The sequence below is a fragment of the Novosphingobium sp. FG90 genome (genome assembly GCF_057808725.1).
On record NZ_JBMDIO010000005.1, the window covers coordinates 80,562 to 105,775 of the forward strand.

Sequence of the window (25,214 nt, forward strand, 5' to 3'; positions counted from 1 at the left end):
GTTCTCTCCTCGGTGTTCCAGTCGCGGACTGCGACCGGGCACGCCTGCAACGCGCCCGGTCGCAGCCACCCTTATCCGCCGAACTTGGTGCTCAGCGTGATGCCATACGTCAGCGGCGCGGCAGGCGTCGTCAGCGCCCCCAGCGCCGAAGGCACGCCCTGCGCCAGATAGTACTTGTCGAGCAGGTTGCGGCCCCACACCCGCACCCCGAAACGGTCGTCTTCGGAGCGCCACTGCAGCGAGGCATTGAGCAGCGTGTAGCCGCTGTTGCGCAGCAGATTGTCCGAACCGACCGAGAAGCCGCTGTTGTAGCTGGCGGTCACCGAAGGCGTGACCTTGCCGAAGCTGCCCTCGAAATCGTAGCTGGCGGTCAGGTTGCCGGTGAACTTGGGCGTGCGCACGGTCGGGTTGCCGCTGGCGTCATAGGGCGCGACGACCACGCCCGCCGAATTGCCGTAGGACACCGTGTTCTGGAAATCGTCGTAGCGCCCGTGGATATAAGCCGCTCCGCCCGACAGCGCGAAGCCGCCGAAGGGGCGCCATTCGAAGTCGGTCTCGATGCCCTTGATCGTCGCCGCCGCCGCATTGGTGGTCTGCACCACACCCGCGCTGGTGGCGCCCGCCGGGATCACCTGCACCTGGATGTTGGTGTAGTCGTAGTAGAAGCCCGCCACGTTCAGGCGCAGCGTGTTGTTCAGCAGCTTGCTCTTGATGCCCACTTCATAGGCATTCAGGAACTCGGGGTCGAAGCTGGTGACGGGCGCGCCGCCCAGCGCGTTGAAGATCGACAGCACGTCGAAGCCGCCGCCCTTCACGCCGCGGTTGAAGCTGGCATAGGCGTGGATATCGTCGGTGAAGCCGTAATCGATCGCCGCGCGCCAGGTCCATTCCTTGTATCCGCGCTTGTCCGAACTGACCCCGAAGTTGGGCAGCACGCCGAGGAGGCCGACATTGCCGCGCATGCTCTGGCGCTCGTCGGTATAACGCGCGCCGCCGGTGATGCGCAGGCGCGGCAGGATTTCATACGTCGCCTGCACGTAGCCGGAGATCGATTCCGTGCTTTGCAATGTCGTGGCAGAGATCGGCACCGGCACCGACGGCACGATGAAGATCAGATCCTTGTACCCGGCCTTGTTGCTGTAATAATAGCCGCCAAGGGTCCAGTCGAGCTTCGAGCCCTTCTTCGACACCAGCTGCAGTTCGCCCGAAACGTTGGCCTGGTACGTAGGCAGCTTCGCTTCCACCAGCGTCAGCGGTGTCGCGTCGGCCTCGGCGTAATAGTATCCGTCCTGATGGCGGTAGGCGAGCGTCGTCACCAGATCGGCAAAGCCCATGTCGCCGTTGGCCTTGGCGGAAAATCCGTACTGCCGGTTCTTGATGACCGGCACGAAGGGATCGCCGAAGCTGGTGATCGCACCGCGCGTATCGTAGCCGTTGGCGGGCGATTCCACGCCGTCCGCGCCGATCGCGCCCTTGGGCAGGCGGTAATCGGCGAAGTTCGCCTTGATCGTCGAATAGTCACCGGCCAGCGTCAGACTGAACGCATCCGACGGGCTGATGAGGATCTTCGAGCGGATCGACTTGCTCTTGCTGCGATACGTGTCCGCATCGACCGTCAGGTTGCGCCCCCAGCCGTCGCGCTGGTTGGAATACATCGCGGCGATGTCCATCGCCACCACGTCGCCCAGCCCGCCCGAGGCATAGACCGAGCCGGAGATCGTGTCGTAATTGGCATAACCCACGTCGGCTTCCAGCGTCGGCGCGAAGCTGGGCGTGCGGGTGACGAGCTGGATGACGCCGCCGGTGGCGTTGCGGCCGAACAGAGTGCCCTGCGGCCCCTTCAGAACCTCCACCCGCTCAAGGTTGTTGAGGTTCATGATGTTGGCATAGGGCGAGGCGATGTAGACGCCGTCCACATAGGTCGCCACCGAAGGTTCGTCGTTCGGGTTGGCGGCGTTGGAGCCGATGCCGCGCAGGAAAGCGGTGCCCGCGCCCGCGACGTGCGAGAAGTTCAGCGCCGGAACCAGCGTCGGCAGATCGGCCGAAAGCGAGACGCCCGAAGTCTTCAGCGTATCGCCGCCCACCACATTGACCGCGATCGGCACGTCCTGCAGGCGCTCCGAACGGCGCTGCGCGGTGACGATGATGTCCTGGATGCCGCGTGTTTCCGGCGGAGTCGAGGCGGTGGCGGCGGGTGCCGGATGGGCCTCCGCCGGGGACGGCGTGGTCTGGGCCTGCGCGGGAGCCGCCGCAATGGCAAGGCCCGCCGCTCCGGTCAGCAGAATGGGGAAATGGCGCTTCATGTCATCCTCCTCTGAAGGCCGCGCATCGGCGTCGGCCCGTGTACGGACAGGGTCTGGTGCCCTGCTCTCCTTTATCCTTGACGCCGGAATCTCCGTCCGGTCAGACGGATAAATGATATGCTGGCATACTATCTGTCAAGAGATTTCGTGTTCGGTGCGATCAGCTGATTTGCGGTATGTTCGGTGGTAATACTCGCTAAATCGGGCATAATAGCGCTCATCGAATTATCCTGAAGCATCAGGATGATCGCCGAATCCGGTATGCTTGCTATTCTTTTTCGGACACTACTTGAGGAGCATCGCGAAGGCGCGGTCCAGTGCGCGGTCGGGGAACAGGCGGGCCAGCGCGGTGACCGCCCTGGCGTCCGCCCCCACCTTGTAGCGGGTGCGCGGGTTGGCGGCGGAAACCGCCGCGTCGATCTGCCGCGCGCATTCCTCGGCCGAAACGCCGCCGCCGCCGTTTTTGCGGATCATCGCGTGGTATTTCCGGTAGAGGCCCTGATAGAGCCGCGCGTCCTCTCCGGTCAGCGCCTGGGTAGCGCGCTCGGCCTCGGCCACCTGCCCCTCGACCATGCGGGTGCGCACGACGCCCGGCTCGATCAGGATGATGCGCGCGTCCTGCCCCGCCGTCTCGCGCCGGGCGGCATCGACCACTGCCTCGATTCCGAACTTGGAGGCGCAGTAGGCGCTCAGCATCGGCCCCGATACTTTGCCCCACAGCGAAGTGACGAGGGCGATGCGCCCGCCATGCCCGCGCAGACGCGGCAATGCTGCGCGCAGCATCCGCACCGAACCCACCGTATTGACGTTGAGCGTATCGAGCACAACCTGTTCGGACTGCACCTCCACCGCGCCCAGCGGACAGACCGCCGCACAGTTCACCACGACGTCCAGCGGCTGCCCCGCCAGCCAGCGATCGGCATCCGCGAACCCGGCCTCGACCGAAGCCGTGTCCAACACGTCGATCCGCACGCCGTGCAGGTTCGGCCCCGCACCCAGTGCGGCCAGATCGGCATCCGATCGCACGGCCGCGATCACCCGGTCGCCTTGCGTCAGGCAACGCTGCACCAGCGCCTGCCCGATGCCGCTGCCTGCGCCGGTGACGAGGATGCTGCGCATCAACGCCCCTCCACCGGTGCAGCATTGCGCATGTCGGGCTTCCAGTGGAACTGCGGCAGCGCGGGCTGGAGCAGCCCAGGCGCCGCAGCGATCACGCCAGGCACCGCCTGGAGCATCGCCACCACCGTCATGATATAGCCCGGCGGCGTCGGCTCCTCGGGCTTTACGTAGACATCGTCCCGATAGGACGCCTGCCCTGCCACGGTGATGCGCAGCGAGGGGCGGCCCTCGATCTCGATCAGCCAGAAGTCGTTGACCGGACACTCCTCGGGCCGCATCGATTCGCCCAGATACCAGTAGACTTCGGTGGTGTAGAACGGCTTGCCGCCCGAATATCCCGTCCACGCATAGGAGACGAGGCCGACGGTGTTCGCCTCCACCGCCATCACTGGCTCGGACAGCGCGACGGGCGTTTCGGCAAGACGCGCGGTGCGCTCGATCCGATCGACCGGGATGCCGAGGCGGTCGGCGTAGAACAGGATCGGCTGGCGCAAGTACGCCTCGGCCATCTGCGCGGCGAAGTCGCTGCCTTCGACATCCGCCTTGGGGCTGCCGAAACCGAACATGCGCAGCATGTCGCCGCCGCCCTCGACCGGTGCGATATTGAAGAATTCGGCGAAACGGATATGCGTGACGTCGTTGACGAGGCCCGTCGCCGCAAGGGCGAACCGCTCGTTGAAGAAACCGGGAGTGATGCCCGAGCCATGGAGAGTTGCCCCGCCCCGCTCCGCCGCCGCGCGGAACCGCGCTTCCACCGCGTCCCCGCGCGAGCGCAGGAAGTGGTAGGGCAGCATGGTGACGACGTTCACGCCGCGCTCCAGCATGCGCAGGATCTCGTCGTCGGTGCGCCAGTCTCCGAAATCGCGGCCGCAGTGCAGCACGCATTCGATGTCAGCGGCCAGGAACGTGTCGAGATCGGTAGTGGCGATCACGCCCGTCGGGCCGACGCCCGCCAGTTCACCCGCGTCCACCCCCTGCTTGTGCGGCGAATAGGCCAGCACGGCGGCAAGTTCGAGTTCGGGAAGGCGCAGCACCTCGCGGATCGCGCAGAGCCCAAGCCCGCCCGGCCCCGCGATGCCCACGCGATAGGGTTTCCTCACCGGCATCCGATGTCTCCCATATGCGATTATCGTAATGAACCTTACGATCTATTCGCGTATTTCATGTTGCAGATGGAACGATACAGAGGATAAACACGCTCAGTCAAGTTCGCATGCGAACCTTTTTTCGAAGTGCGACGCCAATGCTCCGGGAGGAACCGTGACCACCACCACATCGCACAAGCCTGCCCCCGCGACCGCCCACGCAAGCGGAGGCACCGCCGCCATGCTGCCGGACTGCACCGTGGGCGACCTGCTACGCGATCGCGCCGCCGCCTTTCCCGACCGTCTCGCGCTGATCGTCCCGGCGGGCGCGGATGGGGCCGAGCAGCGCTGGACTTATGCGGCGCTGCAAGAGGACGCGCGCCGCGTCGCCGCCGCCCTGCTGGCGCGATTCTCTCCCGGCGACCGGGTGGCGACATGGGCAGGCGGCAGCGCACGGATCGTGCTGCTGCAACTGGGCGCGGCGCTGGCGAGCATCACGCTCGTCACCATCAACCCGGGCAACCGCTCGGTCGAGCTGGACTATACGCTTGGACAGAGCCGCGCGCGTGGGCTGTTCCTCGACCGCGTCTATCGCGGCATGGACAACCAGGCGGTGCTCGAACCCCTGCGCGCAGGCCTGCCCGCGCTGGAAACGGCGGTGTATTTCGACGAGTGGGACGCCTTCCTTGGCGAGACCGCCGCCGCGCCCCTGCCCGAAGTCTCGCCCGACCAGCCCGCACTGATCCTGTTCACCTCCGGCTCCTCGGGCAAGCCCAAGGCGGCGATCCTGCCGCACCGCGCGATCGTCAACAACGCGGCGCTGACCGCGCAGCATCTGGCCGTGCCGGACGGTGCAGTCTGGCTGAACCTGCTGCCGATGTTCCATGTCGGCGGCAGCGTGACGATGACGCTGGGGTGCCTGTCCTGCGCGGGCACGCAAGTCCTGCAGGCGCAGTTCCAGCCCGAGGCGGTGCTGGGTGCCATCGCCAGCTACCGCGTCCACGTCACCATGGCGGTGCCGACGATGCTGGTGGCGATGCTGGAAAGCGCCGCGCTGGCCGATACCGACTTCTCCGCGCTGGAACTGATCGTCGCGGGCGGCAGCGCCGTCGCGCCAGACCTCATCCGCCGCGTGCGCGCAGCGATGGGGGCGGAGATCGCCAGCCTGATGGGCCAGACCGAGGCGAGCGGCGCGATGTTCTCCACCCGGCGCGGCGACAGCGACGAACAGGTGGCCGGCAGCGTCGGCGGCCCGCTCGATCACTCGGAAGTGCGCATCGTCGACCCGGAGGACGGCCGCGTGCTGGCGCCGGGGGAGGCGGGCGAGATCTGCATCCGCTCCCGCTCCACCATGAGCGGCTATTTCGAGATGCCCGAAAAGACCGCCGAAACCCTGCGCGAAGATGGCTGGCTCCACACCGGGGACATCGGCCTGCTACGCGAGGACGGCTACGTCGCCGTCACCGGCCGCAAGAGCGACATGATCATCCGCGGCGGCGAGAACATCTACCCGCGCGAGATCGAGGACGTGCTGGTCGCGCACGAGGATGTCGGGCAGGCGGCGGTCTACGGCGTCCCGGACGAGCGCTGGGGCGAACAGGTCGCCGCCGCGCTGGTGCCGCGCGCCGGGCGCACCATCGATACCGAGGCGCTGACCGAATGGCTGCGCACGCGCATCTCCCGCCACCGCGTACCGCGCTTCTGGCAGGTGCGCGATGCGCTGCCGACCAATGCCTCGGGCAAAGTGCAGAAGTTCGTGCTTCAGGAGGAACACGGGGCTTCGTAGGGGAGCGCTGTGAGCTTCGCTTCCCCGGCCGTCACCCTGAACTTGTTTCAGGGTCCATCGGGCAGTGGGGGGCTGAGCGTCGGATGATAAACCGCCGGACCTGTTTGCGACCGCTGACCACCGCGCGTGCGGAGCAATGGACCCTGAAACAAGTTCAGGGTGACGGGTTATCGGAGAGTGACGTGGCCACGAAAACTCTCCCCGTTCATCATTGCGAGCGCAGCGAAGCAACCCAGGGCGGCCTTGAACTGCCCTGGGTTGCTTCGCTGCGCTCGCAATGACGAGTTAGGTGGGTGTGCCATGGCCCGTCGATGCCGCGAACGCCCGTATTCGCGCCACGAATTCCTCGCCTTCGACAGCCATGAGCACGCCGTCCCGCTCCGCTCCCAGTTGCGCGGCGAAACCCGTCGTCGCGCTGCGTGCCAGCAGCGACTTGGCCTGCCGCACCGCGAACGGCGGAGCCTGCGCCAGATCGCGCGCCAGAGCCATCGCGCGGGTTTCCGCCTCGCCCGCCTCCGCCCGGTGAGTGACGAGGCCAAGGGCCAGCGCCTCGTCCCCGGCCACGTTCGCCGCGCCGAGCAGCAGCCGGGCCGCCTGCCGATGCCCCACCACGCGCGGGAGCAGCCAGCTGACGCCGCCGTCGGGCGGCACACCGATATCGCGCTGGGCGAAGCGGAAGGTCGCGCTGTCCTCGGCCACCACGAGGTCCGCCGCCAGCGCCAGCCCCACGGCGCCGCCCGCGATGGTGCCCCGGCACGCGGCGATCACCGGGATCGGCATTTCCACCAGCGCGGTCAACATCCGCTCCGCCGCTTCGAGCAGCTCCGCCATCGCCGCGCGCCGCCGTGCGGGCGGCTCGTCGCACAGCGCCGCGAAGGCCCTCAGGTCGCCGCCGACACTGAAATGTCGTCCTTTTGCGGCAAGAATCAGCACGCGCACGCTCTCGAGCGCCGAGACTTCGGCCAGCGTTCGTGTCACGGACGCGATGAGTTCGAGATCCAGCGCATTGCGGCGTTCCGGCCGGTCGAGCGTGAGCACGCCGATGCCGTCGGCATGATCGAACAGGACGGCGGGCCGGGTCATCGCCCTGCCCTCGCCGCGAAGACAGTTTCAGGAGGCACCCGATGGAAACTACATACGGCCTTATAAATTTCCGGGACTTCGGCGGCCTGGAGGCTGCCGACGGCATGCGCGTACGCAGCGACCGGCTGTTCCGCAGCGGCCATCTCGGCTGGCTGGACGAAGTGGACGCGCGCTTCATGATCGACATGGATTTCGACGTGGTGGTGGATCTGCGCTACGCCGAGGAGCGGCGCAAGGAACTGTCCCCCTGGCCCGAAGACCGGCTGGCGCGACTCGTCGCCCATGACGGCGCGGCGAACCGCGACGCGCCGCATTTCCAGATCATGCGCGCCGCCGACGCCAGCATCGCCGACATCCGCCGCGCCTACGTCGGCTTCTACGCAGCCCTGCCGTTCGACCGCTGGTATCGCCCGCTGTTCGCCGAAGCGGTGCGCCGGATTGCCTCGGGAGAGGGCCGCGTGCTGGTCCACTGCACGGCGGGCAAGGACCGCACCGGCACGCTCGTCGCCCTGCTGCTGGCGCTGCTGGGCGTCGATGACGAGGCGATCCTGACCGACTACCTGCGCACCCAAGGCGCGCCCGGCATGGACGCGCTGCGCGACCACGTCGCCCGCACGATGCTGTCGCGCCGCGCGGCGGCCGATCCCGGGCTGGTCGATGCGCTCCTCGGCGTCGCTCCGGACTATCTGCGGGCCGCCCTCTCCGCCGTGCGGCAGGAAGCGGGTTCGGTGGAAGGCTACTTCGCGGCAAGCGGTATCGATGGGGAAATCCTTTCGCGGCTGCGCGGCGCCTTGCTGGTGCGACGAGACGATTGACAGGTAGTACGCTAGCGTCTAATTGGTGTTTAGTACAAACGTACTAATTGCACCAGCCTTGGGAGAGGCAAGATGCAGCATTCCCTGATACCTTACCCGCCGACCGATCTGGCGGGCGATCCGCATGTCGACGGCATCGTCGTTTTCGTGATGGGCGCCCTGTTCCTGTGCGCGCTCGGCTATGCGCTGTTCAGTCTTGCGCGCACGCGCAGCCCGGTGGTCCTGCTGATGTTCATCGGCGGCGGCTGCATGATGCTGATGGAGCCGCTGGTGGACACCACTGCCGGTGTCTGGTTCGCCGACAGTTCGCGCATGTTCCTGCACGGCTGGGGCCGGGCGATCCCCTTGTGGGTGTGCCTGACCTACTTCGTCTACTTCGGCGTGGGCAGCGCGGTGCTGTGGCAGATGATGCAGCGCGGCGTCTCAGCGCGGACGATCTGGACGATTTACCTGTGCGAGGTGCTCGCCGACTTCGTGCTGGAAACCGTGGTTCTGGGCACCGGAATCTACACCTATTACGGCGATCAGCCGCTGCTGATCGGCCGCTTTCCGCTATGGTGGGCGGCGGTCAACGCGCTGATCTCGCTGACTTCGGCTTATGCCGTGACGCAAGTGACGCGGCGGGTTGAAGGCTGGCAATTGCTGCTGATCGTGCCGGTGATGGTGTGTGCCAGCGCCGGGGCGAATGCCGCCGCCGGATGGCCTGCATGGTACGTCGTCAACAGCGGCCTGGGGCCGGTGCTGACGCAGATCGGCGGCCTCGCCAGCGTGGCGATCGCCTGTTCGATCGTGGCCATGGTCGCGCGCTCCGTATCCGTCGCGCCGCGCCCCGGTGCGATCCACCCGCTGACACCGATGAGGACCGCATGAACCGCATGTCCCCGCAGGTGCATGTGGCGCAAGCCGAACGCCCCCTCCACGCCACCGCCACGAAAGTCTGGATCAGCGTCGGCGCGTTCTGGGTCGCGCTACTGGCCTATTGCATGATCGCCTGGGTGACCGGACCGGACTTTCGCCCCAACACCTTCGGCCACGCCGCCGCCCCGGCCAGCTACGTGCTGTTCCTGCGCGGGCTGGAAGTGGCGATGCTGGCGCTGACCGCGTGGATCCTGTGGCACTTCATCCTCGGCCCGCTGGTGCGGGACCGGCGCTTCAACTTCGAGGGGCTCTACTTCCTCGCCTGCTTCACGATGGTCGTGCAGGAGCCGTGGCACAGCTGGGTCCGCCCGCAGCTGCTCTACAACGACCTGTTCTTCAACATGGGCAGCTGGATGGGCACCCTGCCCGTCTCCAACCCCACCGCCCACCTGACGCCGCTGCCGCTGGCCTTTGCGGGACTCGGCTACTTCTGGATCTATGGCCTGCCCGCTTATGTCGGCGCGAAGATCATGGACCGGATCAACCGCCCTCGCCCGGGCCGGAATCGTCCGCGCTTCTCGCCTCTGCAGATCATCGCCATCGGCTTTGCGGGCTTCTGCGTCTTCGATCTGGTGATCGAGAGCTTCATCCTGCGCACCGGCATGTTCGTCTATCCCAGCACGATCCCGGCGCTGACGCTGTTCGCCGGCACGGCGCACCAGTTCCCGCTCTACGAGATGGTCGCCTGGGCGGGGACCTACACGTTCGCCGCCAGCCTCCTGCACTTTCGCGACGCGCGCGGCGAGACGGTGGCCGACCGCCACGTCGACATGATCGCCCCGCCGGGCAGGCGCCGCACCCTTGCACGGTGGCTGGCGCTGGTGGGGTTCCTGCAGACCGGCATCCTCGTCACCTACAACCTACCCTACATGTTCTGGGCGCTGCACGGCGGCCCCTTCACCATCAGCGAGGCCGAGAAGCCCTGGCTCACCGCCGGGATGTGCGGCCCCAGCACCGCTTACGACTGTCCCGGCCCCGGCGTGCCCTTCGCCCGCCGCGACAGCCGGACCAACCGCATCCCGCAGGAGCTTTCGAAATGACCACCAGAGGTTCGGTCGCCGTCATCGGCGGCGGCATCGCGGGCATGACCGCCGCCTATCGCCTGCAGCAGCACGGCTGGGCCGCCACCGTGTTCGAGACTCGGGACCGGGTGGGCGGGCGCATGTGGTCGCTGCGCAAGGGCGATTTCCTGATGGACGCAGGGATGTCCGCATACCTCGGCACCTACCGCGAGGCGATCCGCCTGATCGACGAACTGGGCCTGACGCCGCAGATGTCCGACATCCCCGCCATCGGCGCCACCATGCGGGGCGGCAAGCGCCACCACTTCGACTACAACCGCCCGGTATCGACAGCGCTCTCCACCTCGATCCTGTCGTGGCCGAGCAAGCTGAAGGCGCTGCGCCTTGGCCTCGACACCTTCCGCAACCGGGCGAGCCTTGGCTATTCGGACTATACGAAGCTGGCCGAGATCGACGTCGAGACAGTGGGCGAATACTGCAAGCGCGCGCTCAATGCGGAGCTGCACAACTATGTCGGCCGCCCGCTCGTCAGCGGGACATGGGCGGCGGATGACGACAACACCTCGATCGCGCTGCTGTTCTGGACCATCCGCAACATGCTGGCGCCTTCGGTCTACAACCTCAACGAAGGGGTGATGGCGCTGCCCGTCGCGCTTGGCCGCCATGTGGACCTGCGCCTGAGCGCACCGGTTGAGCATGTCGCCGATACCGGTCACGGCGTCGAAGTGACCGCGCTTGGCCGCACCGAGACGTTCGACGGCGCGGTGATCGCCACTACCGCCGAGCCTGCACTGGCGATGTATCCGCAGATGGATGCCGAGACCCGCGCGCTCTATTCCACCGTGCGCTACCGCAAGCTGGGCAACATCGCGATCGGCTACGACACGCGGCCCGGCGATCCCGCCACCTACTACCTGCCCACCCCTTACGAGGACGCGGACACCGTCGCCGTCATCGCCGACCACAACAAGGCCCCCTGCCGCGCGCCCGAGGGTAAGAGCCTGTTCACCGTGCTGCTCAGCCACGACTACCTCGAACGCAGCGCCAACCTCAGCGACGAGGACGTGCTGGACTACGCGGCGGAACGCGCGCGCGCCTACTACGGCATCGCCCCGGGACGAATGGAGCAATTCAACGTGGTGCGCTGGCCGGAGTCGGTGCCCAATCTCGACAAGGGCCGCTTCCGCCTGATCGCGGACTATACGCAAAGGCTGGACCGCACGGCGCGGGTGCAGTTCGCCTCCGACCTCGACCGCATTCCCGGCTGCAACGGCGCCCTCGTCAGCGGCGAGGAAGCCGCCGTGCGGCTCGCGCAGGCGCTGGAAGCACTGCCCGCCCGTCCGCGCGTTGCGGCCTGAAACCATCCGGAGATATTCGCATGAAGACCATCATCAGCTGCGCCGTGACCGGCTCGATCCACACGCCGTCGATGTCGCCGCATCTGCCGGTGACGCCCGACGAGATCGCGCAGAGTGCGCTTGAGGCGGCAGAGGCAGGCGCCGCGATCGTCCACCTGCACGCGCGCGATCCGCAGACCGGCAAGCCGGTGCACGAGCCGGAGGACTTCGCGCCGTTCCTCAAGGTCATCAAGCAGGCGAGTAACGTGGTGGTCAACATCACCACCGGCGCCTCGCCCTACATGCCCGTCGAATATCGCGTGAAGCCCGCCGAGACGTGGCAGCCGGAAGTCGCCAGCCTCAATATGGGCAGCATGAACTTCGGCCTGTTCCCGATGCTGAAGAAGGATCGTGAATGGAAGCACGCCTGGGAGCCGGAGATGCTGGAGGCGAGCCATGACCTAGTCTTCCGCAACAGCTTCAAGGACATCCGCTATGCGCTGGAAACCCTGAACAAGACCGGTACCCGCTACGAGTTCGAGTGCTACGACACGGCGCACCTCTACAACCTGCACTACTTCTGGAAAGAGGGCCTCGTCGAAGGGCCGCTGTTCATCCAGACCTGCTTCGGCCTGCTCGGCGGCATCGGCGCCCACCCGGAGGACGTGATGCACATGAAGCGCACCGCCGACCGGCTATTCGGCGATCAGTACCGCTGGTCGGTGCTGGCGGCAGGGGCCAGCCAGATGCCGGTCGCGGCAATGGCGGCGAGCATGGGCGGTCATGTGCGCGTGGGGCTGGAGGACTCGCTGTGGATCGGCAAGGGCCGGCTTGCGACCAGCAATGCCCAGCAGGTGACCAAGGTGCGCCAGATCATCGAAGGCCTCGGCGGCGAGATCGCAACGCCTGCTGAAGCGCGCGAAATCCTCAGCCTCAAGGGCGGGGACAAAGTGGGGTTCTGACAACGACAACAACTAGGAGGGAGACGTGCCGTGAACTTGCCGAACCAGATGCCCGATCCGCCGGTCAACATGGCGATGTCGCCCTTCTATCCGTATATCCTCGCGCTCAGTATCGGCATCTTCATCGCCGCGCTGGCTTATGGCTGGCGCGACATGCAGCGTACCGGGCGCTGGCTGCCGCTGCTGGTGCTGGCGGGCGCGGGAATCGCCTCGTTCCAGGAGTGCATCTACGACGTCGCCGTGCTGGTCTGGTGGGCGGAGGTGGACACTACGCCGATGTACCGGCTGTTCAACCGCTCGGTGCCGCTGTGGATGGTCTTCGCCTATCCGTGGTTCATCGGCGGCATGGGCTACTGGGCCTATAGCCGTTTTCGCGAAGGGATGAGCCGGGGGCAGTTGTGGAAGCTCTACTTCTTCGGCTGGTTCGCCAACCTTGTGCTGGAAGTGCCCGCGCTGCAGATCGGCCATATCTATACCTATTACGGCGAACAGCCGTTCAAGCTGCTGGGCTTCCCGGTGTGGATGGCGATGACCAACACGCTGATGCCGATCTTCGTGGGCGCGATCCTGCACCTGCTCGACGACGTGCTGCGCGGCCCCCGCGCCCTCTTCGCACTGATCCTGGTGCCTGCGGGCACCGCCTCTGCCGAAATCGCGGCGGGCTGGCCGATGTGGCTGGCGCTCAATTCCGGGCAGGGCGTGTGGGTGACGCAGCTTGCCACGGTGGTGACGCTGGGCCTGTCGCTGAGCTTCGCCTACCTGATCTCGCTCAAGCTGTGCGTCGCCGTGCCTTCGACCGAACGTTCATCCGGGATTGCACCCGCCCATGCCTGACCGGTCATGGCGGTGGGCCTGCGTCCTGCCCGCCGCCTTCATCTGCACGCCCGCCCAGGCCGAGGAGCCCGTTACCATCGGCGTCGAGCCCTATCTGTGGGCGCCCTCGATCGACGGCTCCGTATCGCTGGGGCCGCTGGTGCTGCCCATCGACCTGAAGCCCGGCGACCTCGCCTCCGGCCTGAAGATGGGGGCGATGGGGCGGGTGTCGCTGGAGAAAGGCCCCGCCTTCGCCGCCGTCGAGATGATCGGCGTCGATTTCCAGCGCGACGCCTTCGCGCCCACGCTGGGACAGGACGTGGCGGTGCGCGCGGTGGCGGCGGAACTGACCGGCGGCTACCGCTTCGCCGTGACGCCCACCCTGGACATGACGCCGATCGCGGGGTTTCGCTACAACTATCTCAAGGTGCGCTTCGGGCAGGCTCCCGCCGCCATCGCCGTGCGCGGCGAGTGGATGGAGCCCGCGATCGGCCTGCAACTCGCCGCGCGGCCGCTGCGGCGGGTGAGCGTGCAGGGCAAAGTGCTGGCCGGGCGGCGCTCGGGCGACCGGCATTCGCTGGATCTGCGGGCGGACGTGTCCTACGCGCTGCGGCCCTGGGCGCAGGTGTTTGCGGGGGTATCGGCATATGAAGCAGGACTTCGCTTCTGCGGGGCCAGTGCCGTTCGCGATCGACCTCGGAGCCGATGGTCCGCTGGTGGGGGTGCGGGCGCGGTTTTGAGGTAGCGGCACACCATGTACGGTCTTACCCCGTCACCCTGAACTTGTTTCAGGGTCTATCGGGCAATTGCACCCGACGCGCAGAGCAGCAGACCGCCAGCGCGGTTGGCGACACTACCCACCGGATGCAACCGAGGGATGGACCCTGAAACAAGTTCAGGGTGACGGGGAGTGGGGCTACAAGATCAGTGCACAAAAAAGCCGCCGTGGCTTTCGACCACGGCGGCAGACGGAGAGTTCTTTGTTACACCGCTCGGGTCAGACCATCGCCCTGACCGTCGCGACGATCTGTTCATGCGAGGGCGGGAAGGCGTTTTCGAGCGGCTTGGAATACGGCACCGGGCAATAGGCCCCGCCCAGCCGCCGCACCGGGGCCTTGAGCTTGCCGAACAGTTCCTCGTTCACTTCCGCCGCGATCTCGGCGCCGACGCCGAAGGCGCGCACGGCCTCGTGGACCACCAGCAGGCGCCCGGTCCTGGCGGCAGAGGCCATCACCGTCTCGCGATCCCAAGGGGCGATGGTGCGCAAGTCGATCACCTCGCACGATACGCCGCCAGCAGCCAGTTCCTCGGCCGCCGCGTTCACCGGGCCCATCATCGCCGCGTAGCTGACGAGGGTGACGTCATCCCCCTCGCGCACCACCTTCGCCTTACCGAGCGGGATGACCTCTGGCGTCACCGCGGCGGGGGTGAAGTAGGTCGGCAGGTTCTCGATGAAGATCACCGGGTCGGGGTCCTCGATCGCCGCGCGCAGCAGGCCGTAGGCCTCGTTCGGGCTGGAGGGCGCGACCACCTTGATCCCCGCCGTGTGCGCGAACCAGGCTTCCAGGTAATCGCTGTGCTGGCCGCCGTTGGAAAAGCCCGCGCCGGTCATCATGCGGATCACGATCGGCACGTGCGTCTGCCCGCCCGACATGAAGCGCAGCTTGGCCGCGTGGTTGACGATCATGTCCATCGCCACCGTGGTGAAGTTCATCAGCATGATCTCGGCTACGACCTTGTGCCCGCAGATCGCAGCCCCGATGGCCGAGCCGATGATCGCCTGCTCCGAGATCGGAGTGGAGCGCACCCGCTCTGTCCCGTAGGCGGTCGACAGGCCCTTGGTGGCGCCGACGACGCCGCCTTCCTCGCGGTCGCCGACGTCCTCGCCGATGACCAGCAGGGTGTCGTCGGCCTTCATCGCGTCATGCAGCGCGAGATTGACGGCCTGGATGGTGTTGAGGTTCAGGGTTTCCATGGAGCTGTTCTCTCAGGCCAGTTCGTTCGCGAAGACATCGCGCTTGAGTTCGGCAAGGTCGGGGAAGTCGGCGGCGAAAGCAGCCTCCACGGCGGCCTCGATGGCGGCCTTGTGGGCCTCGTCGATGGCGTCGAGTTCGGCCTCGGTCGCGGCGCCGCTGTCGATGACCTTGCGGCGCAGCAGCGGCACCGGATCGGCGGCCCTGGCGGCTTCCAGTTCGTCCTTGGGGATATAGGCGGCGGCATCGCCGATGAGGTGGCCGTTGAAGCGGAAGGTCATCGCCTCGATCAGCGTCGGCCCCTCCCCCGCGCGGGCGCGTTCCACCGCGACGCGGGCGGCGCCGTACATCTCCTCGGCATCGTTGCCGTCCACCGTGACGCCTGCCATGCCATAGCCCGCCGCGCGCATGGAAAGCTTCTCCACCGCGGTCGAGTTGGCGAACTTGGTATGCTCGGCATAGCGGTTGTTCTGGCACACGAAGATCACCGGCAGCTTCCACAGCGCGGCAAGGTTGAGCGATTCGTGGAAGGCGCCGATATTCGCCGCGCCGTCGCCGAAGTTGGCGACCGCGACGCCGCCCCGGCCCGCCAGCCGCGCCGCCCAGCCCAGCCCCACCGCGATCGGCATCGACGAGCCGACCACGCCGGTCGTCACCATGCAGCCGGTCTCCGGGTGAGTGAGGTGCATCGTCCCGCCCTTGCCCTTGCAGCTGCCGGTGACGCGGCCCGCCAGTTCCGCCCACAGCGGTCCGAGCGGGAAGCCCTTGGCCAGCATGTCGTGGGTGCCGCGATAGATGGTGGAGATCTTGTCGTCCGCCGTCAGGTTCACTGAAAGCGCGGCGGGGATGATCTCCTGCCCCGCCACCGAATAGTACGGCGTCATCAACTTGCCGGTCATCATCGCCTTGATGACACGCTGGTCGTTGTGCCGGATCAGCGACGCCTTGCGGTATATCTCCACCAGCGTGGCGGCATCGGGCCTGGGGTAGTTTGCCATGAGCCTCTCCTTTTATGTCAGTGCGCGCGGAACAGGTCGCGGGCGATGAGCTGGCGCATGACCTCGTTCGCGCCGCCCGCGATGCGCGAGATACGGGCGTCGACGTAGGCCTGCGAAATCGGGTACTCGGTCATGTAGCCGTAGCCGCCGAAGAACTGCAGGCACTGGTCCACGACCCGGCCGTTGAGTTCGGTGGCAAGCAGCTTGATCTTGGATGCGTCGGTCGCGGTCAGGCGCCCGTCCATGAAGCGGCGGATACCCCAGTCGACCATCACCCGCCCCTGGCTGACTTCGGCGCAGAGCTGCGCGAGCGTGAACCGGGTGTTCTGCATGTCGCCCAGCGCCTGCCCGAACAGGCGGCGCTGCTGCACGTAGTCCACCGTCCAGCGCAGCGCGGCTTCGCTGGCGGCGAGGCCCTTGATGCCGATGGACAGGCGTTCCTGCGCCAGCTTGGTCATCAGCATGCCGAACCCCGCACCCTCGCTGCCCAGAAGGTGCGAGAGCGGCGCGCGGGCATCGTTGAAGAACAGCTCGGCGGTGTCCTGCGCTTTCAGGCCGATCTTCTCCAGCCGCCGCCCGCGCTCGAAGCCGGGCTGGTCGGCCGCGACCGCGATGAGGCTGACGCCTTTCGCCCCGGCGGCGGGATCGGTCTTGCAGGCGAGCACGACGATGTCGCACTGCGAGCCATTGGAGATGTAGGTCTTCTGGCCGTTGATGCGGTAGCCTTCGCCGTCTTGATCCGCGCGCGTGCGCAGTTCCTTGGCGTCGCTGCCCGCGCCTGGCTCGGTCATGCCGAGCGCGCCGATCACCTCGCCGGTGACCATGCGCGGCAGCCATTCGCGCTTCAGTTCCTCGGTACCCCAGGCAAGGATATAGGGCGCGACCATTTCGGAATGGACCATAAAGCCCGGCCCGGTGACGTTGGCGCGGGTGATCTCCTCGATCATCACCACGCTGTAGAGGAAGTCCGCGCCGATGCCGCCGTATTCCTCGGGCACGGAGGGGCACAGCATGCCGACCTCACCCGCCTTGAGCCAGGCCGAGCGCGGGACGATGCCATCCTTCTCCCACTGCGCGTGGTGCGGTTGAAGTTCCGTCTCGACGAAGCGGCGCACGCTGTCGCGATAGGCGTCGTGCTCGGGCTCGAAGATGTCGCGTTCGACGAAGCTGCCGCTGTAGTGGGCGATCGCGGTCATTGCGCTAAATCCAGTGTACGGCGCGCGGCCTTGAGGTGGGGAATGTCGTACATCCGCCCGTCGATCCCGACCGTGCCAGCATCGGGCTGCGCGGCGAAAGCGTCGATCACCCGGCGGGCGAAGGCGAGTTCCTCGGCGCTTGGCGCGAAACTCTCATTTATGCCCGGCACTTGCGCCGGATGGATGGCGATGCGCCCGGCCCAGCCCTCGGCGCGCGCTTCGCGGCAGGAGGCACGCAGGCCCGCGTCATCACGGAAATCGACGTAGAGCGTCTCGTAGGCCGGCACCCCCGCCGCATGCGCCGCCATCAGCGTGAGCGAGCGGACCATGCGATAGGTGAACGCCCATGCGCCGTCCGGGCCGAGGTTGGTGCTCGCCCCCATCGCGGCGGACAGATCCTCCGCCCCCCAGGTCAGCCCGGCAAGGCGGGTGAGGCCCGCGCCCGCGAAGTCGCCCAGCCGAAACGGCGCGATCGGGGTTTCGGTGGCCACGGGCAGGATGCGCGTCGATCCCGGCGCGATGCCGTGCGCCCGCTCCGCCTCGTCCAGCAGTGCGGAGAGGCGCGCGACGCACGCCGGACCATCGATCTTGGGCTGCATGATTCCGTCCGGCGCACCGGCGATGATCGCGGCGACGTCCGCTTCCGTCAGGCCGGTGTCGAAGGGATTGACCCGCACCCACAGCTGCACAGAGCGCTCTCCACGCGGGCGCGTCTTGAGGAAATCGGCCACCATACGCCGCGCCAGCGGCTTGGCGGCGGGGGCCACGGCATCCTCCAGGTCGAGGATCACCGCATCGGCGCCGCAGCCATCGACCTTGCACAGCTTCTTCTCGCTGTCGCCGGGGATGAACAGGAACGAGCGCAGCGCGGTCATGCCGGCCTCTTCAGTTGCAGGCCCGACCGCCTGCACGAGGCGACCAGTTCGTCCTTCTGGTTGAAGGCGCGGTGCAGGAAAGTGACGACACCCTGGCCGGGCCGCGACTTCGATTCCTGCAACGCGATCACTTCGCTTTCGACCCGCACGGTATCGCCCGCGAACAGCGGCGCGGGGAACCGCACCTCGTCCCAGCCGAGATTGGCGACGGCGGTGCCGAGCGTTGTATCGCCCACCGAAATCCCCACCATCAGCCCCAGGGTGAAGGCCGAATTCATCAGTGGGCGGCCGTAAGGCGTGCCCTTCATGTATTCGGCATCGAGGTGGAGCTGCGCCGGGTTGTGCGTCATGGTGGAGAACAGCAGGTTGTCCGTCTCCGTCACCGTGCGCCGGATCGCATGGTCGAACGTCTGCCCGACCGTCAGCTCATCGAACCACAGCCCGGCCATCAGTGCAGCCCCAGTATCGAGATCGCCGCGATGCCCTGATAGGGCACGCCGCCAAGGTTGTGCGTCAGCCCCAGCGACGGCGCGGCCAGCTGCCGCTCCCCCGCGCGCCCGAGCAGTTGCTGGTACACCTCGTAAGCCATGCGCAGGCCCGAGGCGCCGATCGGATGGCCGAAGCACTTGAGCCCGCCGTCGATCTGGCACGGGATCGCCCCGTCGCGGTCGAACTTGCCGTCGAGGATGTCGAACACCGCACGGCCATCTTCGGAGAAGCCGAGATCCTCCATCGTCACCAGTTCGGTGATCGAGAAGCAGTCGTGCACCTCGCTGAGCGAAATCTGGGCGGCGGGATCGCTTACCCCGGCCTCGGCATAGGCGCGCGCGGCGGCGTTGCGGGTGGTGGCGACGTAGCTGCCGTCCCACTCGCTCGTCTGCGTCTCGCGCCCCGAGCTGGTGGAAAGCTGCAGCGCCTTGACCGTGACCAGATCCTTCTTGCCCAGCGCGCGGGCGATCTCGGGCGTCGTCACGATCGCGCAGGCGGCGCCGTCCGACACGCCCGAGCAGTCGAACAGGCCCAGCGGGTCCGAAATCATCGGCGCGTTCATGATGGTTTCCATCGAGACCGCCTTGCGGAAGTGCGCCTTCGGGCTGTGGACACCGTTCTGGTGGCTCTTCCACGAGACATGGCTGATCGCGCGCTTCAGATCCTCCTTCGAGGTGCCGTACTTGGTACGATAGTACGGCGCGAGCTGCGCGAAACCGGCGGGCGCGGAGCCCATCGGCATCCACATGTCATTGAAGGTGCCCTTGAACGGCGGCGGCAAGCCGCCGAAGCCGGTGTCCTTGAGCTTCTCCGCGCCAATCGCCAGCGCAATGTCCACCGCGCCGCTCGCCACCGCGTAGACCGCGCCGCGCAGCGCCTCGGTGCCGGTGGCGCACATGTTCTCCACGCGGCTGACCGGGATGCCCTCCAGCCGCAGCGCCATCGCGGCGGGGATCGAGGAATTGCCCACGTTGATCCCGTCGCCCCAGCAGCCGAACCATGCCGCCTCGATCTGGCCGCGCTCGATCCCGGCGTCGGCGAGCGCTTCCTCGAAGGCTTCCGCCATCAGCTCCGGCGAACCCGCGTCCCACCGCTCGCCGAACTTGGAGCAGCCCATGCCGAGGATCGCGACCTTGTCCTTGATGCCCGTTGCCATGTCAGTTGTTCCCCGCGCCGATCGGCGTCGCTTTCCAGAAATAGCGGTTGTAGCCGCGCTGGCGGTCCTTCTCCTTGATGCGATAGACCATGCGCAGCGGCGTTCCCGCCTCCAGCGCGGCGGCGCCCGCATCGACCATCTCCATCAGCAGCCGCGCGCCGTTCTCGAACTGCACGAAGCCGACATTGAGCGGCGGCGCGGGGTGATAGGAAAGCCAGTCGGCGGTCGAGGTCAGCACTTTGGCGGGCGCATCGCGTAGCGACACTTGCGCGAAACCCTCGGCAGGCGCGTGGCACGAAACGCAGTATTGCAACTGCGGGAACTGCACCGCACCGCACGATCCGCATTCGCCCGCATTGAAGGCTTCCAACTGCCCGGCGGAGCGGTACTGCTCGGTCAGCGCGGTCTTGGCGCTCTTTTCCGAGCGCATGCCCCATTCCATCTCGATCCCGCCCTGGAAGCTGAGCATCCGCAGGTAGCTGTCGGTCGCCAGCCCATCGGCGAGCGAGCCCGAAACTCCGCGCGCCGGGCGGCGGGTGAGGATCGCATCGGTCGCCTGCAACACCAGCACGTCCGCGCCCTGCCCGAAGCCCACCACCAGCAAGCGGTCCCCCGGTTGCGCCGTTTCCAGCGCGGCGGCGAGCATTAGCAGCGCATGCGCCGCGCCGGCATAGCCGACGCCATCGTCCAAGCCGTCGACCACGGTGCCGCCAAAGCCGATCGCCTTGGCCACCGCCGCCGCCGCGCCCTTGAGGTAGGACGGCATGACGAAGTGCTGCATGTCGCCGATGGCCAGCCCCGCATCCTCCAGCGCCGCCTTGACGGCAGGCGGTACGATCTTCGCGTAGCCCTCGTCGCGCACCCAGCGCTCCTCCCAGCCGTAATCGGCCGAGGCATCCGCCAAACGGAAGTGATCGACGAACACCGCGCTCGACGTGGCTGAGCCGATCAGCCGCGCCACCACGCCCTCAGTGCCCAGCACCAAGGCCGCCGCACCGGCACCAAAGCTCAACTCCTGCGTGCTGGCAGGCTTGCCGCGCGGGTTGTCCGCACTGACGACCAGCGCGTGCTCCCGGCCCTTCAGCGCCTGCAACAGCGCCGAAGTCCCCGCCCGCTGCGATCCCGCTACGTCCGAACAGGCGACCGAGCCCGCCGCGCCGATCGCCCCCGCCACAATCGCGGCATTCTGCAGGTCCGCATAAGGCAGGTTGGTGGAGGCCAGCCGGATCGCATCGACGCCCTGCGTGCCGCCCCCAATTCCGCCAGCGCCCAGTGCATCGCGCGCGGCCTCGACGGCCATGGTGATCGCGTCCTCGTCCCAGCTGGCGAAGGCGCGGCTGCCCTTGGCGGCGGAGCGCAATCCCGGCGCCGCCCACTTGTGGGCCGCAGCGATATGCGCCCTCTCGATCCTGAGGCGCGGGACGTAAGCGCCATATGCGGTGATGCCGAAGTCGGTCATAAGGCTCTCAATAAGATTTCGGAAGGCCAAGCTCTCGCTCGGCGATGAAGCTGAGGATCAGCTGCTCGGTGATCGGGGCGATGCGCATCAGGATGGATTCGCGGAACAGCCGCTCGACCTGATATTCGGTGGAGTAACCCATGCCGCCATGCGTCATCACCGCGCGGGTGCAGGCATCGAAGGCCGCGCGCCCGCCCAGGAACTTGCCCGCGTTCGCTTCCGCGCCGCACGACAGGCCGTTGTCATAGAGATAGGCGGCGCGCATGATCATCCAGTAGGCGCTTTCCAGATAGATCCAGTTCTCCGCCAGCGGGTGCTGGATGCCCTGGTTTTGCCCGATCAGCCGGCCGAACACCTTGCGCTCCCCGGCATAGCGCGCCGCCCGCGCCAGCGCCCCGCGGCCAAGGCCGACCGCCTCGATCCCCACCAGCACGCGCTCGGGGTTGAGGCTGTGGAGGATGTAGTGGAACCCCTTACCCTCCTCACCGATGCGGTCCGCCTCGGGCACGAAGTAGTCGTCGATGAAGGTCGCGTTGGAATCCACTGCGTTGCGGCCCATCTTGGGGATGCGGCGCACTTCGATCTGATCGTGGTCGAGGTCGGTGTAGAACAGCGTCATGCCGTCGGTCGGACGCTTGCAGTCCTCCTTGGGCGTGGTGCGGGTGAGCAGCAGGATCTTGTTCGCCACCTGCCCGGACGAGGTCCACACTTTGCGCCCGGTCACACGGTAGCCGCCGTCCACTTTGGTGGCGAACGTCTTGATGCTGGTGGTGTCGAGCCCGGCATCGGGTTCGGTCACGCCGAAGCAGGCGCGGTCGGTGCCGGCGATCAGCGGGCGCAGCATGCGCTCCTTCTGCTCGGGGGTGCCGTTCACCACCACCGAGTGCGGGCCGAAGATGTTGAGATGGATCGTCGAGGCTGCCGAATAGCCGCCCGCGCTCGCCGCGACCTCGTGCATCATGATCGCCGCTTCGGTGACGCCCAGGTTCGCCCCGCCCAGCTCTTCGGGCATCGTGATGCCCAGCCAGCCGGCATCAGCCATGGCCTTGTGGAACTCGAACGGGAACGCCTTCAGTTCTTCCTTCTTCGACCAGTATTCATCGTCGAAGCCGTCGCAGACGCGGCGGACCGCATCGCGAATGGCTTCCTGTTCCTCGGAAAGGCGGATTTCCAAACATCCCTCCTGATCTTCTATTAGTTTGCATGCGTACCTGTTTCAAACGGACTTTTCAAGAGGCTTGGCAAAGTCCGCGAAAGGCCGCTTCAGCGCGTGGAAGGAAAGGAAGGTCGCCGTTTTTCGATGAAGGCGCGCACGCCTTCTTCGAAATCGGCATCGGCCACCGATTCGGCGACGGCGTCGCGTTCTGCCGACAATTGATCCGTTGGCGTACTTTCCAAAGACTGCTTCAAAAGTCTCCTGGCCCGGCGCACCGAACCGCGCGGCGCATTGGCCAGACGGCGTGCCACCTTGAGTGCCTCGTCCTGCAGTGCGTCCGTCTCGACGATCCGGCTGACGATGCCGATGCGCATGGCCTCGGCCGCGTCGATCGACGCAGCAGTCAGTGCCAGTTCGATCGCCTTGCGTACCCCCACCGCGCGCGGCAGCAGATACGAGAGCCCGCCATCCGGCGGCAGGCCCAGCTTCTGATGCGGGAACACGAAACGCGCGCCCGGCTCCGCCAGCGCTATGTCAGCACCGCAGACATAGGCCACCGCCGCCCCGGCCACCGCGCCTTGGCATGCCACCACGATCGGCATCGGCAGGGCGATATAGGCTTCCATTTGAATGCGCGCCCGGTCCATGCGCGCGTGATAGTCGGCGTACCGGTCTTCGGCACTCTGGTCGATCGTCTGCGCGAAGCCCTTCACGTCGCCGCCGACGCAGAACGCCGCGCCTTCCGCCCGCATCAGCAGGACGCGCACATCCGGCGCCTCGGCAGCCGCAGTAAATATCGCGCCAAGCTCGGGAATCGCCCCGCTGGCGATGGCGTTGCCGATGTCCGGCCGGTTGAACGTGAGGTACAGCACCCCCGCCTCCAGCCGTACCGTAAAGCCGGTGCAGGAACGGACGGCCTGCGCTCCCAGAATATCCGTCATGGCACCCCTCCTGTCCCGCCGTCACTTTTGGTTTGCCTACGTACTATCTTTGCATGGCCAGGCCTGTCAATGGTACTAGATGGCCCGGAAGGTTCGTGACAGATGCGTCATCATCGGGCATGAACACAGGTCAGGCTTTTGTAAGCTTGCGCACGCTTCCGGTCATCGGAAGCAGGACGCCCGAACCGTTTTTGATTGGAAGGCCATGCCCAGCAAGAAAAGTGATACCGCCGTCGCCGAGGCTATTGTCGAAGCTCCCGTCGCCGAAGCGGGCGCCCCGCCGCGCCGTCCTTCCGCCAAGCAGTTCACGTTCGGCTACCTGATCCACGACGTCTCGCGCCTGCGCAGGATCGTCATGGACGATATCATGAAGCCCTACGGCATCACCCGTTCGCAGTGGTCGCTGCTCAGCGCGCTGTCGCGCAGCGGCAATTCGGGCATGATGCAGGTGGACCTCGCCCGGCTGCTGGAAATCGGCAAGGTCACCACCGGCGGCCTGCTCGAACGTCTGGAAAACAGCGGCCACATCGAACGCCGCCCCGACGAGAACGACGCCCGCGCCCGCCGCGTCTTCATCACGGAAAAGGGCTACGAGACGATCGGGCTGATGATCACCGTCGCGAGCAAGGCGAACAAGCGCGTGATGAAGGGCCTCACCGCCGAGGAATCCAAGATCGCCGAAAAGGTGCTGTTCAAGGTCAAGATGAACCTGAAGGACATCCACTACGAGCACGTCCTAAATGGCAAGACCGAGGAAAACATCAACTTCCTCAAGGCGTCGGAGGACGATCTCTAGAGGCCGCAACCATCCGTCATTGCGAGCGCAGCGAAGCAATCCAGGGCAGTCTTGAGCCGCCTTGGATTGCTTCGCTACGCTCGCAATGACGAAGAGGACTATCGCCCCGTAAAGTTCGGTCGCCGCTTCTCCACGAAGGCCGTCACGCCCTCGCGATAATCGTCGGTGTGGCGCGACAGGCCCTCGAAGGCGACGCTGGCTTCCAGGATCGAGGTCAGCTTGTCGCGCAACCCGATGTTCGCGGCCATCTTGGTGTAGCGGATCGCCGTCTGCGCGCCCCGCGCCATGCGGGTAGTATAGGCCGCGACCGCCGCGTCCAGTTCGGCGCCGGGGAGCGCGAAGGCGATCAGGCCCTGCCGCTCGGCTTCGCTCGCCTCCACCGCCTCTCCCGTCAGCAGGTAGTGCCGGGCCTTGCCGTAACCGATCAGCGCGGGCCAGATCAGCGCCCCGCCGTCGCCCGCGACCAGCCCCACCTTGACGTGCGGATCGGCGAACCGCGCACCCTCCGCCGCGAAGACCACGTCGCACAGCAGCGCGATCGTCGCACCGAAGCCCATGGCATCGCCGTTGACCTTGGCGATCACCGGCTTGGGGCAATCGAGCAGCGAGGAGACGATGCGCTTCATCGTGCGCGCCTCCACCACGAAGGGCGCCAGCCCCTCTTCCAGTTCGCTAGCCAACCAGTTCATGTCGCCGCCCGCACAGAACACTGAGCCTGCGCCGGTCAGAACTATGATGTCGCTATCCGGGTCATCGGCCGCCTCGTCGAACACCCGCGCCATTTCGAGATGAAGCCGATGCGTCACCGCATTGGCCTTTTCCGGCAGGTTGATGCGAATCGTCAGCACGCGGCCGTCGCGTTCGAATTCCAGCGCCTGATAGCTGCCCTGATCCAGCATCCTCGTCACCTCTTCCTTGTCCGGGCTTTCCTA

23 protein-coding genes are annotated in these 25,214 nt (G+C 66.8%); 9 read left to right on the top strand and 14 right to left on the bottom strand.

Annotation, left to right across the window (positions count from 1 at the left end; translation table 11 throughout):
- Positions 1-71 precede the first annotated feature (71 nt).
- The 3 genes from ACODRZ_RS06505 to ACODRZ_RS06515 form a co-directional block, all read right to left on the bottom strand.
- Positions 72-2,303 (bottom strand): TonB-dependent receptor, encoded by a 2,232-nt coding sequence (locus ACODRZ_RS06505; RefSeq protein ID WP_488971224.1) that lies wholly within the window; start codon positions 2,301-2,303, stop codon positions 72-74.
- 285 nt (positions 2,304-2,588) lie between these two features.
- Positions 2,589-3,422: an SDR family NAD(P)-dependent oxidoreductase gene (locus ACODRZ_RS06510; RefSeq protein ID WP_488971223.1), complete on the bottom strand. Its 834-nt coding sequence runs from the start codon at positions 3,420-3,422 to the stop codon at positions 2,589-2,591.
- Entirely contained in the window at positions 3,422-4,528 is a 1,107-nt protein-coding gene (locus ACODRZ_RS06515) for a hypothetical protein (protein WP_488971222.1), read from the bottom strand. The genes ACODRZ_RS06510 and ACODRZ_RS06515 overlap by 1 nt, the downstream gene beginning before the upstream one ends.
- Before the next feature lie 154 nt (positions 4,529-4,682).
- On the opposite strand from ACODRZ_RS06515, the gene ACODRZ_RS06520 reads away from it, so the two are divergent.
- Positions 4,683-6,293, top strand: coding sequence for a class I adenylate-forming enzyme family protein (locus ACODRZ_RS06520; protein ID WP_488971221.1), 1,611 nt, complete (start codon positions 4,683-4,685; stop codon positions 6,291-6,293).
- A 285-nt stretch (positions 6,294-6,578) separates the two neighbouring features.
- Here the strand turns inward: ACODRZ_RS06520 and ACODRZ_RS06525 are convergent, their stop codons facing one another.
- Positions 6,579-7,376 (bottom strand): enoyl-CoA hydratase/isomerase family protein, encoded by a 798-nt coding sequence (locus ACODRZ_RS06525; protein ID WP_488971220.1) that lies wholly within the window; start codon positions 7,374-7,376, stop codon positions 6,579-6,581.
- Between the two features lie 41 nt (positions 7,377-7,417).
- Here ACODRZ_RS06525 and ACODRZ_RS06530 point away from each other — a divergent pair, with 41 nt between their 5' ends.
- The 7 genes from ACODRZ_RS06530 to ACODRZ_RS06560 all read left to right on the top strand — a co-directional run bounded on the left by ACODRZ_RS06530 (position 7,418) and on the right by ACODRZ_RS06560 (position 13,988).
- Positions 7,418-8,191 carry a tyrosine-protein phosphatase gene (locus ACODRZ_RS06530; protein WP_488971219.1) on the top strand — a complete coding sequence of 258 codons (774 nt, stop codon included), beginning with the start codon at positions 7,418-7,420 and terminating at the stop codon, positions 8,189-8,191.
- Between the two features lie 72 nt (positions 8,192-8,263).
- Entirely contained in the window at positions 8,264-9,061 is a 798-nt protein-coding gene (locus tag ACODRZ_RS06535; protein WP_488971218.1) for a hypothetical protein, read from the top strand.
- Positions 9,058-10,149 carry a spirocyclase AveC family protein gene (locus ACODRZ_RS06540; RefSeq protein WP_488971217.1) on the top strand — a complete coding sequence of 364 codons (1,092 nt, stop codon included), beginning with the start codon at positions 9,058-9,060 and terminating at the stop codon, positions 10,147-10,149. The genes ACODRZ_RS06535 and ACODRZ_RS06540 overlap by 4 nt, the downstream gene beginning before the upstream one ends.
- A complete protein-coding gene (locus tag ACODRZ_RS06545) occupies positions 10,146-11,489 on the top strand; it encodes a protoporphyrinogen/coproporphyrinogen oxidase (RefSeq protein WP_488971216.1) in 1,344 nt (447 codons plus the stop codon). The genes ACODRZ_RS06540 and ACODRZ_RS06545 overlap by 4 nt, the downstream gene beginning before the upstream one ends.
- Before the next feature lie 20 nt (positions 11,490-11,509).
- Positions 11,510-12,430, top strand: a complete 921-nt coding sequence (gene kce, locus ACODRZ_RS06550) for a 3,5-dioxohexanoate:acetyl-CoA acetone transferase (protein WP_488971215.1) — start codon at positions 11,510-11,512, stop codon at positions 12,428-12,430.
- Positions 12,431-12,460: 30 nt separating this feature from the next.
- Entirely contained in the window at positions 12,461-13,264 is an 804-nt protein-coding gene (locus tag ACODRZ_RS06555) for a hypothetical protein (protein WP_488971214.1), read from the top strand.
- Positions 13,257-13,988, top strand: a complete 732-nt coding sequence (locus ACODRZ_RS06560; RefSeq protein ID WP_488971213.1) for a hypothetical protein — start codon at positions 13,257-13,259, stop codon at positions 13,986-13,988. Before ACODRZ_RS06555 ends, ACODRZ_RS06560 begins: the two co-directional genes overlap by 8 nt.
- A 252-nt stretch (positions 13,989-14,240) precedes the next feature.
- Here ACODRZ_RS06560 and ACODRZ_RS06565 read toward each other — a convergent pair whose 3' ends face one another.
- From ACODRZ_RS06565 to ACODRZ_RS06605, 9 genes are all read right to left on the bottom strand, one after another.
- Positions 14,241-15,218 carry an alpha-ketoacid dehydrogenase subunit beta gene (locus ACODRZ_RS06565; protein WP_488971212.1) on the bottom strand — a complete coding sequence of 326 codons (978 nt, stop codon included), beginning with the start codon at positions 15,216-15,218 and terminating at the stop codon, positions 14,241-14,243.
- A 12-nt stretch (positions 15,219-15,230) separates the two neighbouring features.
- Positions 15,231-16,214, bottom strand: a complete 984-nt coding sequence (locus ACODRZ_RS06570; protein ID WP_488971211.1) for a thiamine pyrophosphate-dependent dehydrogenase E1 component subunit alpha — start codon at positions 16,212-16,214, stop codon at positions 15,231-15,233.
- A 17-nt stretch (positions 16,215-16,231) separates the two neighbouring features.
- A complete protein-coding gene (locus tag ACODRZ_RS06575; protein WP_488971210.1) occupies positions 16,232-17,410 on the bottom strand; it encodes an acyl-CoA dehydrogenase family protein in 1,179 nt (392 codons plus the stop codon).
- Positions 17,407-18,285, bottom strand: a complete 879-nt coding sequence (locus ACODRZ_RS06580; protein WP_488971209.1) for an HpcH/HpaI aldolase/citrate lyase family protein — start codon at positions 18,283-18,285, stop codon at positions 17,407-17,409. Before ACODRZ_RS06580 ends, ACODRZ_RS06575 begins: the two co-directional genes overlap by 4 nt.
- Positions 18,282-18,734 (bottom strand): MaoC family dehydratase, encoded by a 453-nt coding sequence (locus ACODRZ_RS06585; RefSeq protein WP_488971208.1) that lies wholly within the window; start codon positions 18,732-18,734, stop codon positions 18,282-18,284. Before ACODRZ_RS06585 ends, ACODRZ_RS06580 begins: the two co-directional genes overlap by 4 nt.
- A complete protein-coding gene (locus ACODRZ_RS06590) occupies positions 18,734-19,930 on the bottom strand; it encodes an acetyl-CoA acetyltransferase (protein ID WP_488971207.1) in 1,197 nt (398 codons plus the stop codon). The genes ACODRZ_RS06585 and ACODRZ_RS06590 overlap by 1 nt, the downstream gene beginning before the upstream one ends.
- Before the next feature lies 1 nt (position 19,931).
- Positions 19,932-21,389 (bottom strand): 3-hydroxy-3-methylglutaryl CoA synthase, encoded by a 1,458-nt coding sequence (locus tag ACODRZ_RS06595; protein WP_488971206.1) that lies wholly within the window; start codon positions 21,387-21,389, stop codon positions 19,932-19,934.
- Between the two features lie 7 nt (positions 21,390-21,396).
- Positions 21,397-22,563, bottom strand: a complete 1,167-nt coding sequence (locus tag ACODRZ_RS06600; RefSeq protein ID WP_488971205.1) for an acyl-CoA dehydrogenase family protein — start codon at positions 22,561-22,563, stop codon at positions 21,397-21,399.
- Positions 22,564-22,652: 89 nt separating this feature from the next.
- Complete coding sequence (locus ACODRZ_RS06605) at positions 22,653-23,486, bottom strand: enoyl-CoA hydratase/isomerase family protein (protein WP_488971204.1); 834 nt, start codon at positions 23,484-23,486, stop codon at positions 22,653-22,655.
- Positions 23,487-23,691: 205 nt separating this feature from the next.
- Between ACODRZ_RS06605 and ACODRZ_RS06610 the strand changes: the two genes are divergently transcribed.
- Positions 23,692-24,282 carry a MarR family winged helix-turn-helix transcriptional regulator gene (locus tag ACODRZ_RS06610; protein WP_488971203.1) on the top strand — a complete coding sequence of 197 codons (591 nt, stop codon included), beginning with the start codon at positions 23,692-23,694 and terminating at the stop codon, positions 24,280-24,282.
- A 98-nt stretch (positions 24,283-24,380) separates the two neighbouring features.
- On the opposite strand, the gene ACODRZ_RS06615 is transcribed toward ACODRZ_RS06610, so the two are convergent.
- The gene (locus ACODRZ_RS06615) at positions 24,381-25,181 is read right to left on the bottom strand and encodes an enoyl-CoA hydratase/isomerase family protein (protein ID WP_488971202.1); all 801 of its coding nucleotides are present in this window, start codon (positions 25,179-25,181) and stop codon (positions 24,381-24,383) included.
- Positions 25,182-25,214: the final 33 nt, after the last annotated feature.